At 75.9% G+C, this 12,889-nt stretch carries 11 protein-coding genes and 1 riboswitch; of the genes, 3 read left to right on the forward strand and 8 right to left on the reverse strand.

Features of this window, described 5'->3' with window-relative positions:
* Positions 1–16: 16 nt before the first annotated feature.
* Positions 17–1,471, reverse strand: a complete 1,455-nt coding sequence (locus tag AB0J76_RS30700; protein ID WP_352328156.1) for a glycine hydroxymethyltransferase — start codon at positions 1,469–1,471, stop codon at positions 17–19.
* Positions 1,472–1,493: 22 nt separating this feature from the next.
* Positions 1,494–1,580, reverse strand: a riboswitch (ZMP/ZTP riboswitch).
* An 82-nt stretch (positions 1,581–1,662) separates the two neighbouring features.
* Between AB0J76_RS30700 and AB0J76_RS30705 the strand changes: the two genes are divergently transcribed.
* Positions 1,663–2,607, forward strand: a complete 945-nt coding sequence (locus tag AB0J76_RS30705; protein ID WP_364391297.1) for a MerR family transcriptional regulator — start codon at positions 1,663–1,665, stop codon at positions 2,605–2,607.
* A gap of 23 nt (positions 2,608–2,630) precedes the next feature.
* Here the strand turns inward: AB0J76_RS30705 and AB0J76_RS30710 are convergent, their stop codons facing one another.
* Positions 2,631–3,848: a multidrug effflux MFS transporter gene (locus AB0J76_RS30710; protein ID WP_352329786.1), complete on the reverse strand. Its 1,218-nt coding sequence runs from the start codon at positions 3,846–3,848 to the stop codon at positions 2,631–2,633.
* A 213-nt stretch (positions 3,849–4,061) separates the two neighbouring features.
* Between AB0J76_RS30710 and AB0J76_RS30715 the strand changes: the two genes are divergently transcribed.
* Positions 4,062–4,646 (forward strand): carboxymuconolactone decarboxylase family protein, encoded by a 585-nt coding sequence (locus AB0J76_RS30715; RefSeq protein WP_352329788.1) that lies wholly within the window; start codon positions 4,062–4,064, stop codon positions 4,644–4,646.
* A gap of 8 nt (positions 4,647–4,654) precedes the next feature.
* On the opposite strand, the gene AB0J76_RS30720 is transcribed toward AB0J76_RS30715, so the two are convergent.
* The 6 genes from AB0J76_RS30720 to AB0J76_RS30745 form a co-directional block, all read right to left on the reverse strand.
* Positions 4,655–5,671 carry a class I SAM-dependent methyltransferase gene (locus tag AB0J76_RS30720; protein WP_352329790.1) on the reverse strand — a complete coding sequence of 339 codons (1,017 nt, stop codon included), beginning with the start codon at positions 5,669–5,671 and terminating at the stop codon, positions 4,655–4,657.
* Between the two features lie 20 nt (positions 5,672–5,691).
* Positions 5,692–6,747, reverse strand: a complete 1,056-nt coding sequence (locus AB0J76_RS30725) for a GNAT family N-acetyltransferase (protein ID WP_352329792.1) — start codon at positions 6,745–6,747, stop codon at positions 5,692–5,694.
* A 29-nt stretch (positions 6,748–6,776) separates the two neighbouring features.
* Positions 6,777–7,991, reverse strand: a complete 1,215-nt coding sequence (locus tag AB0J76_RS30730; protein ID WP_364391302.1) for a hypothetical protein — start codon at positions 7,989–7,991, stop codon at positions 6,777–6,779.
* Positions 7,988–9,598 (reverse strand): carbamoyltransferase C-terminal domain-containing protein, encoded by a 1,611-nt coding sequence (locus AB0J76_RS30735; RefSeq protein ID WP_352330275.1) that lies wholly within the window; start codon positions 9,596–9,598, stop codon positions 7,988–7,990. The genes AB0J76_RS30730 and AB0J76_RS30735 overlap by 4 nt, the downstream gene beginning before the upstream one ends.
* Positions 9,599–9,602: 4 nt before the next feature.
* Entirely contained in the window at positions 9,603–10,841 is a 1,239-nt protein-coding gene (locus AB0J76_RS30740) for a hypothetical protein (protein ID WP_352330277.1), read from the reverse strand.
* Positions 10,842–10,966: 125 nt separating this feature from the next.
* The gene (locus tag AB0J76_RS30745; RefSeq protein ID WP_352330278.1) at positions 10,967–12,028 is read right to left on the reverse strand and encodes a trypsin-like peptidase domain-containing protein; all 1,062 of its coding nucleotides are present in this window, start codon (positions 12,026–12,028) and stop codon (positions 10,967–10,969) included.
* Between the two features lie 167 nt (positions 12,029–12,195).
* On the opposite strand from AB0J76_RS30745, the gene AB0J76_RS30750 reads away from it, so the two are divergent.
* Complete coding sequence (locus tag AB0J76_RS30750; protein WP_364391307.1) at positions 12,196–12,855, forward strand: AMP-binding protein; 660 nt, start codon at positions 12,196–12,198, stop codon at positions 12,853–12,855.
* The last annotated feature ends 34 nt before the right edge of the window (positions 12,856–12,889 follow it).

Consider the following 12,889-nt stretch of genomic DNA (forward strand, 5'->3'; position numbering starts at 1 on the left):
CGGGGCGGCAGGCGCGTCAGCCCAGGTCGAGGCCCGGGTAGAGCGGGTGGGCGGCCAGCAGCTCGGCCGCCGCGGCGCGGGTCTTCTCGGCGGTGCTCTGCGGCAGGTCGTACCTGGCCTTGGAGGTGGCCGACGGCGTGGTGTCGGTCAGCACGCCGACGATCAGCTCGGCGACCTGGTCGAACTCCTGCGTCCCGAACCCGCGCGAGGTGAGCGCCGGGGTGCCGACCCGGATGCCCGAGGTGTACCAGGCGCCGTTGGGGTCGCACGGGATCGCGTTGCGGTTGGTGACGATCCCGGCGTCGAGCAGCGCCGACTCCGCCTGCCGGCCGGTCAGCCCGTACGTGGACACGTCGAGCAGCACCAGGTGGTTGTCGGTGCCGCCGGTGACCAGCCGTACGCCGCGCCGCGACAGCCCCTCGGCCAGGGCGACCGCGTTGCCGGCCACCGCCCGCGCGTAGTCGGCGAACGCGGACTGCCGGGCCTCGGCCAGGGCGACGGCCTTGGCCGCCATCACGTTGCCGAGCGGGCCGCCCAGCACCATCGGGCAGCCCCGGTCGATCGAGTCGGCGTACTCGCGCCGGCACAGCACCAGGCCGCCGCGCGGCCCGCGCAGCGACTTGTGCGTGGTGGTCGTCGTGACGTGCGCGTACGGCACCGGGTCGTGCACGCCGGTGAACACCTTGCCCGCGACCAGACCGGCGAAGTGCGCCATGTCCACCATCAGGACGGCGTCCACCTCGTCGGCGATCTCCCGCATGCGGGCGAAGTCGATGCGCCGCGGGTAGGCCGAGTACCCGGCGATCAGCACCAGCGGGCGGAACTCGCGGGCGGTCGCGCGCAGCGCGTCGTAGTCGAGCAGGCCGCTCTCCGGGTCGGTGCCGTAGGAGCGCTGGTGGAACATCTTGCCCGAGATGTTGGGACGGAAGCCGTGGGTCAGGTGACCGCCCGCGTCCAGCGACATGCCGAGGGCCCGCTGGTCGCCCAGGGCCCTGCGCAGCGTCTCCCAGTCGTCCTCCGACAGGTCGTTGACGTGCCGCGCCCCGGCGGCGGCCAGGGCCGGGGCCTCCACCCGGTGGGCCAGGATGCCCCAGAACGCCACCAGGTTGGCGTCGATGCCCGAGTGGGGCTGGACGTAGGCGTGCTCGGCGCCGAACAGGGCCTTGGCGTGGTCGGCCGCCAGCTGCTCGACGGTGTCGATGTTCTGGCAGCCGGCGTAGAAGCGGTGGCCGATCGTGCCTTCCGCGTACTTGTCCGACAGCCACGTGCCCATCGTGAGCAGGACGGCCGGGGAGGCGTAGTTCTCGCTCGCGATGAGCTTCAGCGAGGCGCGCTGGTCGGCCAGCTCGGCGCGGATCGCGCCGGCCACGCCGGGCTCCACGGCGCCGATCACGTCGAGCGCGTTGCGGTAGGCGGCCGACACGGTGGCCGCGTCGTGGGCGCCGTAGGAATGGGGGTGCTCTTCAGCCATGACTTCTCCCGAGCCGTCGAAGTGAGGGCACCCAGGCGCGCGGCGACGTCCAGGACCGCTCCCCGGTGGTCAGTCCCACCTTACGATCACGCCAGTCACGATCCGAGGCTTGACACTACGGTCATCGTCCGCCGCCGCGCAACGAGGGAGGCGCTTGAGTCTCCACCAAGGGGAGACGCCAGGGTGGAGCCATGGACGGCGGCACCCTCTACACGATCGGCGACCTGGCACGGCGGACCGGACTGCCGGTCAGGACCATCAGGTTCTACTCCGACCGCGGGATCGTGCCGCCGGTGGAACGCAGCCCGGCCGGCTACCGCCTCTACGACGCCGCCGCCGCGGCCCGCCTCGACCTCGTGCGCACGCTGCGCGACCTCGGGGTGGACCTGGTCACGGTGCGCAAGGTCGTGGACCGCGAGCTGACGCTCGCGCAGGTCGCGGCGGCGCACGCCGAGGCCCTGGCGGTGCGGATCCGCACGCTGCGGGTGCGGCGCGCGGTGCTGAGGGCGGTGGCCCGGCGCGGCTCGGGACCCGAGGAGATGGAGCTCATGCACAGACTCGCAGGACTGTCGGAGGACGAACGCCGCCGCCTGGTCGGCGACTTCCTGGACGCCGCCGTCCCGGACGCCGGGCCGGGGCTCGCGGGGATCCGGGTCTCGCTGACCCCCGAACTGCCGGACGACGCCGAGCCGGAGCAGGTGGAGGCGTGGCTGGAACTGGCCGAACTGATGGCGGACCCGTCCTTCCGCGCGAGGCTGCACGACCTGACCACCGACCACGCCACTGACCACGCCACCGACCAGGCCGCGGGCCATGGGGGAGGGGTGCGGCGGGACGCCGTGTCGGTGGGCGTGTGGGCGGCGGGGAAAGCGCTGGCGGCGGGCGTGGACCCCGCCGCGCCCGAGTCCGCGCCGGTCGTGACGGCGGTCGCCGGCGAGTACGCACGCCTCCTGGGCCGTCCCGACGACGCCGGCCTGCGGCGGCGGCTGCTGGCCAGGCTGACGGCGGCGAACGACCCGCGCAGGGACCGCTACCTCCGCCTGCTCGCCGTGATCAACGCCTGGCCGCCCCCGACCCCGTCGGCCCCGGCCCTCGACTGGCTCGTCACCGCCCTGGGCACCCACCCGGCCCCCTGAAAGGGGGCCACGAGGACGCCGGATCAGCCGCGGGCGGGGGCCTCGGCGGCGGCGGGGCCGGTCTCCGGGAGGCCCCGGGTCAGCAGGCGGGCGCCGATGCCGAGCAGCGCGCTGACGACCAGCGTGACGCCCATCGGCAGCGCGGTGCCCGCGCCGCCCAGGCCGACCAGCGGCGAGACCAGCGCCCCGAGCGCGAACTGCAACGCGCCCATGACGGCCGCCGCCGTGCCGGTCGCGTACGGCGCCCGCCCCACCGTCAGCGCCGCCGCGTTCCCCATGATCAGCGTGAACGAGCTGACCAGCACGAACAGCACCGGCAGCACCGCCACCGCGGCCATCCCCGCCCCCAGCAGCACCAGCAGGACGGCCGACAGCCCCAGCACGACCCCCTGCCCGGTCCGCAGCAGCCCCTCCGGGCTGAACCGGCGCACCAGGCGCGCCGCGGCCAGGCCGGTCAGCGTCATGCCCAGCGCGTTGGCCGCGAACGTCACGGTGTAGGCGGGGGTGGACAGGCCCAGGACGTTCTGCACGACGAAGGGCGAGGCCGAGATGTACCCCATCAGCCCCGCGAAGCCGAACGCGAAGGAGAAGGCGTAACCGAGATAGCCCCGGTCGGCGAACAGCCGCCGCACGGTCCGCCCGGTGGCGGCCAGGCCGCCCGCGTGCCGGCGTCCGGGCGGCAGGGTCTCGGGCACGACGAGCGCCGAACCGAGCAGCATCACCGCCGAGATCCCGGCCATCACCCAGAACTCCGCGCGCCACCCGGCGGGCGACAGCGCGCCGCCGATCAGCGGGGCCACGACGGGCGCGACGCCGACCACCGAGGCCAGCAGCGAGAAGATCCGCGCCGCGGCCCGGCCGGACGTCAGGTCGGCCGCCACCGCGCGGCCGATGACGATGCCCGCCGACCCGGCGAACCCGTGCACGAAACGCAGGGCGACGAGCGTCCGGATGTCCGGGGCGAGCGCGCACAGGACGCAGGCGGCCAGGGCCGCGGCGGTGGCCAGCAGGATCGGCCGGCGGCGGCCGAACCGGTCGGACAGCGGCCCGATGACGAGCTGCCCCAGCGCCAGCCCGGTGAGGAACGCGGTCAGCGTGAGCTGCACCCCGGCCGCCCCCGCCCCCAGGTCGGCCGCCAGGTCGGTGAACACGGGCAGGTACATGTCGGTGGCCAGCGGCGCCACCGCCGACAGCAGGCCGAGCACGACCAGCAGCGGCCCGGAAACCCCGGTCCTGGTCACGAGACACGCCCCTGCGGACGGCGATGGCGGTGGCTGGGAGTGGCGAACTCCATGGTCATGGTCTCCAAGACGGCCGCGCGGCTAGAGACCTAGGATGTTCCGTGATCCGGCCCCGGCTAACCGCGCCACCGGCACCCGAGGGCGAGACGTCACCGCAGGTCCACCCGCCGGCGCAGCCCGGTGCCCGGGTCGTCGGCGAGACAGGAGCACCGCATGACCGCCCGGCTGCCCGCCCTTCCCCCGCAGGACCTGGACGACGCCCAGGCCGAGGTCTACCGCGCCATCACCGGCGGCCCCCGGGCGGCGGGCCCCCAGGTCTTCCCCCTCGCCGACGAGCAAGGACGGCTGCGCGGCCCGTTCAACGCCATGCTGCTGAGCCCGCCGGTCGGCGGCGCGCTGCAGGCGCTGGGCGCGGCGGTGCGCTACGGCTCGGTGCTGCCCGGCCGGGCCAGGGAACTGGCGATCCTCGTGGTCGCCGCCCACTGGGGCAGCGACTTCGAACGCGACGCGCACGAGGCGGTGGGCCGGTCCTGCGGCCTGACAGAGGCCGAGCTGACCGCGGTGCGCGAGGGACGTCCGCCCGGCCTGGCCGACCCGGCCGAACGCGCCGCCGTGCTCGCCGCCCGCGAGCTGACCCGGACGGGGACGCTGGGCGAGGAGGACTACCGGGCGGTCACGGCGGCGCTCGGCGAGCGCGGCCTGTTCGAGCTGACCACCCTGGTCGGCTACTACGCCACGCTGGCCCTCCAGCTACGCGTCTTCGCGGGCGAGCTGCCCCCGGAGCCCCGCGAGCGCTGAGCGGCGGCTCACGCCGGGAGGCGTCCGGCGGGTCTGGTGGACAGGGCGATCAGGGCCGTTCTCGGGACCTCCGCCACGTACTGCCCGTCGCGCCGGTAGACGACGGGGCGGGGCGGTGCGGCGGGCTCCGGCGGCCGGCGCGTCCCGTGGTCGAAGTGCCGTTCCAGCACCCGCCAGGCCGCCTCGACGTCCGCCAGGGCGGCGAAGTACGCGCCCAGGCCGTACATGTCGGCGACGTAGCGGCACATCCGCTCCTTGGCGGCCTGCTCGCTCCCGGCCCGGACGATCAGCGGGTCGTACAGGTCGAGCACCCGTACCGGCAGGCCGGCGTCGGCGAACAGGGCGGCCAGGCCGGGCCGGGTGAAGTGCCGGTAGGCGTGCCCGCCCGCCGCGTGCGGATGCACGACCCGGGCGAAGAAGTCCGCCATGGGGCCGGAGTCGTCGAAGTCGTGCAGCACGATCCGGCCGCCCGGCCGCGTCACCCGCGCCGCCTCGGCCACCGCGCCCGGCCGGTCGGCCGGGGGGATGTGATGGGTTCCGTACGCCAGCAGCACCCCGCCGACCGACCCCTCCCGCAGGAACAGGAACTGGGCGGCCTGGCGCACCGCGGGCAGCCCCTGCGCGAGGGCCCGGTCGACCATCTGGCCGGACAGGTCGCCGGTGATGATCGCCGGTTTGGCGTCCAGGCTGCCGAGCCGCCCGGCGGCCGCCCGCGCGACCGTCCCGTCCCCGCCGAGGACGTCCAGCAGCAGCGGCGGCCCGGCCGCCGGGTCGGGGGCGAGCAGCCCGAGCAGCGCCCGGATGCCGGTCCAGCGCACCAGCGCGTCCTGCTGCGCCCGGCGGTAGGAGTCGCCGCGCCCGTCGCGGTCGGAGTCGAACTCGCTGCTGGTCGCGGCCAGCACGCCGAGCGCCCGCGCCGCGCCCGGCCGCTCGAAGTCCAGCACGGCGTGCAACTGCGGGTGGACGGTCGCGACCAGGCGCAGGTACTCGTCCAGGGTCAGCGAAGGGAGATAGGAGGCGCGCACCGGCCCTCGTCCTTTCCGGGTCACGTGCTGGATGGCGGGAGCTGCGGCGGGTCGAGGCGGTGGCCCAGCCCGCCGACGAGCCGGGTGACCAGCTCGCTGCGGGCGGCGAACAACCGGCTGCGCGGCTCCAGCCGCACCCCGAACTGCTTCTTCGTCTCGTACGCCGCGCCGCCGAGCCGCAGCCTGCGCGCGCCCGAGCCGACGGCGGCCCGTACGCACGCCGTGAGCAGCGCGTGGTAGACGGCGGTGCCCTCCGTGAGGGCGTAGTCGCGCCCGATCCACCGGGCGACCAGCTCGTCGCCGTCGCGCAGCAGGGCGACGCAGCCGGCCGGCGCGCCGTGCCGGCGGGCGGCCAGGACGGTCAGGTCCGCGCCCAGGGCGCCGGCCGCCTCGGCGAACAGGCCCGGCCGGTAGAAGACGTGCGGCCCGTGGCGGAGGTCCACCGCGGCCACCATCGGGCCCAGCCGGTCCAGCAGCCGGTCCGGCTGCCCGCCCGGCCCGGCCGTCAGCGGGCGGACCTCGATGCCCTCCCGCGCGGCCCGGCGCTGCGTGCGCCGGATCTCGGCCCGCCTCTTGCGCGGCAGGTGGTCAAGGTACGCCTCGTACGACGGCCACGTCAGGTCCAGCAGCGTCTCCGGCAACCAGCCCAGGCGGCTGTAGCCCGGCTGCCCGGCGGCGTACGGCAGGTGGTCGACGACGCAGAACAGCAGCCGCTCGCGCCTGACCAGCGACCGCACCGCCCGCAGCAGCACCCGCCGCTGCGGCCCCGCACCGCCCAGCAGCCCGGACGTCGCCGTCATCGGCGCCTGCACCTGGAGGAACGGCCACCTCCTGGTCAGCCGCCCGAACCGGGACTCCAGCACCGGGTTGTGCAGCCGGTGCTCCAGCGCGCACACCGCCGCGGCCACGAGCCCGCCGTCCTTGCGGACCAGCAGGTAGCGCGGCCGGTGCCCGGACAGGACGCGTTCGGCCAGGGCCAGCCAGTGATGCCGCACGAAGGGCACGCCATCGGCGAGCGCGTCCCACTCCCCGGCCCCGACCTCGCCGATCGAGGCCGCCACCTCAACGCGGTACATCGGCCGCCTCGCCGGCCGGGCGGGCCACGTCAGCGCCGCCCATCGCCGCGCACCTCGAAGCGCAGCGCCCGGGTCACGGCGGCGGCGGCCGCGTCCAGCTCCGCCGGGCCGGAGGCGTGCACGACGAACCAGCCGAGCCGGTCGGAGACGTCGCGGTAGGGCCGCACCCGCTGCCCGGGGCGGGCCAGCAGCACCAGCTCGGCCACCTCCGGCAGCGCCCTGGCCGCCGCCACCCCGGACACCGACACCAGCTCGCCCGCCCGCCCGGCGGTCAGCACCTGCCACAGGACCGGCCGGGGCGGGTGCGGGCGCAGCTCGATCGGCAGGCCGACCGCCGCCTGCACGGCGGCCCGCACCGGATCGACGCCGTAGCAGGACCGCACCATGTCGTCGGTGCCGTTGCCGCCCGTGCGCAGCCCGAGCTCGATGACGTACGGCCGGCCGTCCGGGGTGACGATCAGGTCGAGGTTGAGCGGGCCGCGCCGGTAGTCCAGGCGCTCGCAGACCTTGTCCATGATCGAACGCGTGGTGTCCAGGACGCCGCCGGGCAGCCCGGCCGGCATCCGGCGGCTCATGGTCAGCACCAGCGGCGGCGGGCTCACCGTCTGCAGGCTGGTCGCGACGAACGCCACGCGCCCGTCGTCCACGACGCACTCGCAGTTGCACAGGATCCCGCGGATCTCCTCCTCGACCATCACCAGCCCCCCGTACGAGCTGCGCCGGGCCTCCTCGGCGGCGGCGCGCACCTCGCCGGGGGAGGCGCACCTGCTCACCCCGCGCCCGCTCTGGGCGTCGGCGGGCTTGACCACCACGGGGAAGGGCAGCCCGCGCGCCCGGACGGCCAGGTCGGCCGGGTCGTCGCCGACGATCCACGGGTAGGAGGACACGCCCAGGTCGTCGAGGATGCCGCGCAGCACCCATTTGTCCACCGAGGCCCGCGCCGCCGTCTCCGACAGCCGGCCCGGCAGCCCGTACGCGTCGGCCACCGCGCGCAGCGCGGGCACCGCGACGTCGCTGGCGGGCGCCACCACGCCCGCCAGGTCGGCGCGCCCGGCGAGCGCGGCCGTGACGGCGGCCGGGTCATGCGTGCTGACCGGCAGGTACTCGTCGGCGAGGGCGACGCCGGGCGCGCCGGCCGAACGGTCGACCGCGATCGTGCGCAGGCCCAGGCCGGCCGCCGCCCGGTAGGTGGACAGCGAGCCGTCGGCGGCCCCGAGCACCACCAGGGACCTCGCGCCGCTCATCGGCCCGCCTCCCGGTCGTCCCAGTCGTCGGTCCGCGGCTTGCGGGCCCAGAACGGGCCGAGGGCCAGCGCGTCCGCGCCGGTCCTGAGGTAGCAGGCGACGGCGTCCTCGGGCGTGCACACGATCGGCTCGTCGTCGTCCCGGAAGGAGGCGCCGGCCAGCATCGGCACGCCGGTCAGCGCCTCGAAGCGGGTGATCAGGGAGTGGAAGAGCGGGTTGGCGGCCCGGCTCACCGTCTGCACGCGGGCGCTGCCGTCCACGTGCGTGATCGCGGGCACCTCGCCGCGGCGGTGGTCCAGCACGTCGAACCCGAGCAGCATGACCGGCGAGGGATGTCCCTCGGCGAAGTAGTCCGCGGACCGCTCGGCCAGGCACGACGGCGCGAGCGGCAGGAACGGCTCCCGGCGCCTGACCCGCTCGTTCATGCGCGCGGCGGACGTGGGGTCGCGCGGGTCGGCCAGCAGCGAGCGGTTGCCCAGGCCGCGCGGCCCGCACTCCGTCCGGCCCTGGAACCAGCCCACGATCAGGCCGTCGGCGATGCGGGCGGCGGCGTGCCCGGCGATGTCGTCCGGCCGCCGGTAGTCCACGCCCGCGTCGCGCAGCGCCTTCTCCATGCGTTCCGCGGTGAAGCCGGGCCCGGCGAAGACGTGACCGCCCGCCGGGCGGGGCCTGCCGTACCGGCCGACGCTCACCTCCAGCGCCGCGCCGAGCGCGGCGGCGGCCGGCTGGGCGAACAGCTCCTCGAAGCCGGACTCGGCCAGCAGGCGGCCGTTCAGCATCGGGTTCATCGCCGTCTCGCCGGCCACCGCGAGCCGGGTCGCCCCGGTCGTCTCGCGCAGCCATCGGGCCAGGTGCAGTCCGGCCCGCTCAAGGGTGGCCTGGAGGGCGAAGGCGACGTCCACGGCGTGCTGGGTGAGGGTCTCACCAGCGGACGGGGGCGGCGGGCCGAAGGCGTCGAGGAACTTCGCCGAGACGGTGTGCCGCCCGCCGCCCGGATCTGGGTCGAACCAGCTCAGGTCCAGCTCGTGGCCGCCGTACGGGGTCAGGCGCAGCAGGTCGGCGAAGGGCTGCACGTAGGTGTCGCCGCCGTACGCCGCCAGCGCCATCACCTTGTCCTCGTCCAGGCCGGGACGGAAGCCGAGGTAGCCGGTGACCGCCGCGTACAGGGCGCCCAGCGCGTGGGGGTGACCGACGTGCCGCAGGTGCCTGATCCGGTCCCCGTCGGCGACGGCCAGGCCGGTGCCGGTCCCGTCCATCGTGAGCACGGCGGCGGAGTCGAACGGGCTCACGTGGAAGGCGCCGGCCGCGTACGCGCGGTGGTGGTCCACCCGGTGGACCCCGAACCCGGCCGGCCCGGTGTGCCCGGCGGCCTCCTTGACCTCCCAGCCGGGCGGGGAGCCGGTCCGCTGTCCGTGGAAGGCCACGTGGTCCACCTCGTCCAGGCCGATCCCCGCCTGTTCCAGGCAGTACGCGACCGCCCGGCGGGGGAACCTGCCGTCGTGCCGGACGCGGGTGAGCCGCTCCTCCTCGGCGAACGCCACGATCTCGCCGTCGCGCACCAGCGCCGCCGCGGAGTCGTGCGCCCGGGAGATGCCCATTACGTACATGTCGTCACTCCGAGTTCCGCGAGATCAGCATCCGGCGCATCACATGGGCCTTCACGGGCACCCCGAGGGCGAGCGCCACCAGGCCCCCGGCCGCCCCCGACCACGGCACGACGACGACCGCCAGCGAGGCGGTGGCCGTCAGCCCGGCGAACGCGCCCGCCGACGTCACGGCGAGCACGTCGTTGTTGGTGTTCTCCACCAGGTAGGCCGCGTACATCACGGTCAGGAACAGCGCGAGAACGACGACGACCAGCCCGGCCAGCACCGGCGGCGACGTCGCGAGCCCCCACCCGAGCAGGACGGCGCAGGCGACGGCGACGGCGGCCCCCGCCCACCCGGCCCGGCCCAGCAGCCGTGCCGCCCGCTCCCGCCCGGCCCGTCCGGCGAGCCCGCGCAGCCGTCGCGAGGTCGCGGGCTGCGCGACCCGCAGCAGGTAGATCACGAGCTGGCAGACCGCGACCGCCGGCAGCAGCGCGAGATACAGCACGCCGCTCTGCCCGGCCCGCCCCGAGGCGCCGAGCACCAGGTACACGACCGCGAAACAGAGCGCGTCGCACAGGTCGGCCGCCCCCAGCAACCAGGCGGCCCGCGACAGCGGACGCAGCAACGCCCGCCGCCCGCGGCCGGGGGGACGGCGCAGCCAGTCGCGGGGGAGCGCCGCGAGCGCCCCGCAGGTCACCGCGACCGTCCCCGCCAGGACGAGCAGCAGGTGCGTCAGCGGCGGCCAGCCGGTCCACAGGGTGGCGGCGGTGACGGCGAGAACGACGCCGCCGCTCGCCGCGAAGGCCGCCGTGTCCAGCACGGGCCGGCCCCGTACGCGGTGCAGCCCGGAGACCGTCATCAGCAGGCCCGTGCAGGCCGACCACGCCCCGGCCGCGAGACAGAGGGCCGCCACGGACGACGGCGCGGCCACCGCCACGGGAACGAGCACCGCCAGCAGCACCGCGACCGGCGCGGCGGACATGGCCACCGTCAGCCGGGCCACCGCCGGGCCGGTCCGGCTGACCCGCGCCAGCGTCTTCAGCGCCGCCTTCTCCGGCGCGTCCGCGACCAGGAGCAGCCATCCGCACAGCCCGAGCGCGGTGGCGTAGTGGCCGAACGTCACCCCGTCCCACACGGCCGCCGGCGCCGCCGCGGCGACCTGCGTACCGGCCCGGAACGCGCCCCGGCCCGCCAGCAGCCGCAGCACCGCCACCGGGCGGAGGCGGGACGCGGCATGGGCGTCGGCACTGGTCTGGGTCAACGTGGTCCCCCGTCGGTCGCCTGACGGCGTGGTGGCGTTCGTGCGCCGGGTCAGAGCGTCCGCCGCGCGGCCGGAATACCGGCCGGGGGGCCCAAAACAGATCAGCCGGCGGACGCCGGCGGTGGTCAGGCGGCGCCGGAGCGTTGTGCGGCCTGGTAGACGGCCATGGCCTCGTTCCCGAAGAACGGGCCGAACATGAAGTCGGGGGCGAAGTCGTACTTGAAGCTGTTGACGGAGTTCAGCCAGCCGAGGCCGCTGGCGGTGTCGAAGCCCTCGAACCACGGCCCGCCGCTCGACCCGCCGGTCATCGCGCAGCGCAGCCCCTGGTCGCGGGTCCTGACCGGGTCCTTGAACACCCGACCACTGCAGAACACCAGGTCAGAGCCGTCGAAGGGGGCGGCGGCCGGGTATCCGAAGGAGAACATCTGCCGTCCGGTGGGCTGGTTGAAGGCCACGCCCTGGCCGCCGACGACGTCCGTGAGCGTGCGTCCCTGTAAGGGCGCGACCACGGCGGCGGCGACGTCGAAGTTGATGTCCTCGCTGGTGTTCCACTGCTGGGTGGTCAGCAGCCGGGTGGCCACCCACGTGCCGAACGGGCGGCGACCGTCGTCGAAGCCCGGGACGAACACCCAGTTGCGGTGGGCGGCGCCGTTCATCTTGACGCAGTGGCCCGCGGTCATCACCACGCTCTCGTTGGCGCTGGTCACCGCGGTGCCCGAGCAGGAGGCCGTACGCCCCTCGGCGGTGGTGAAGAAGACCCGGCCGACCGTGCGGGCGACGCCGCCCCCGTCGGCCCACGCCTGGCCCGGACTGTCCTGCGCGGGCGCCGCCCGGCGGGCCGCCGCCGTGCTTCCGGCGAGCGAGGAGGCCGCCCCGCCGGTCCGGGAGCCGGTAAAGGACGAGGTCGTGATCCGGCGGCTGCCCGTGACCCCGCGCGTCGCCCAGGGCGTGCCCTGCGTCGGCCCGCCGGAGGACGTCCCGCGGCGCGGCACGGGCGCGGACAGCGGCCTGGCCGCCCGCATGCGCTCCGGCGTCCAGTACTCCATGACGGTCCTGCGCTGGGACGACGAACCGGCCCCCGACCAGCCCACGGGCCCGCGGTCCAGGGCGGTCCCGGCCTGCGCGGGGACCGGCGCGCCCGCCACGGCGAGCGCGACGACGGCGAGCAGGGCGACTCTGCGGTGCATGACGTACCTCCGAAACCGGAACCGGGATCTGCCGTCAGGAGGTACGCGCGCCGCCCCCGCGCGGGCTCAAGCCATGCGCGATCGGGTATGGCCGCGGCCGGATTACACACCCGGTTACACACTCTGGACCATGCCGCCCGGCCGCCCCCCTTCCTAGCCTGGGGGCCATGACTGGTTGGACGGAGACGGTCCTGCTGCGGGCCGCCGCTCTCGGCCCGCGGGTGGCGGTCGCCGAGGCCGCGAGCGGCGCCACGCTCACGTACGGCACGCTCGCCGTCCGCGCCCGCCAGGCCGCCCAGGGCCTGCGGCGGCGGGGCCTGCGCCCCGGCGACCCGGTGGTGGTGCTGCTGCGGGGCGGCTGCCACCTGCCCGTCGCCGGGTACGCCGTGCTCGCCGCGGGCGGCGTGGTCGTGTCCATCCCCGGCGGACCGGCCGCCGCCGGCGCCCGCATCATGATCACCGACCGGGACGACGCCGACGCCATCGCCCAGGAGGCCGACATCCGGCAGGTCTACTCCTTCACCGGCATCCCCGGCACGGCCGGCTTCGACAGCCTGCTCGGCGCCGACGGCCCGATCGAGCCCACCGCCCGGCTCACCACCGCCCGCAAGGTGGGCGCGGCCGACGTCGTCCTGGTCGCCGGGGCCGACCTGCGGGCCTACGACATGGTGCTCGGCGCGGGCGCGCGGCTGGTCGCGGCGCACGAGCCCGACCCCGCCGAGTGCCGCAGGATCATCGCCGAGCACGACGTCACCCTGCTGATCGACGCGAGGCTTCGGGTCGTCCCGGTCCGCGCCCCCGGTCCCGCGCTTGGGGCAAACCTCTGACAGCTCGTGAGGGCGGTGTCACACTGGGTGCCAA

Origin of the sequence: Nonomuraea sp. NPDC049624, from assembly GCF_040675255.1 — a bacterium.
In the GTDB taxonomy this organism is placed as follows: Bacteria; Actinomycetota; Actinomycetes; order Streptosporangiales; family Streptosporangiaceae; genus Nonomuraea.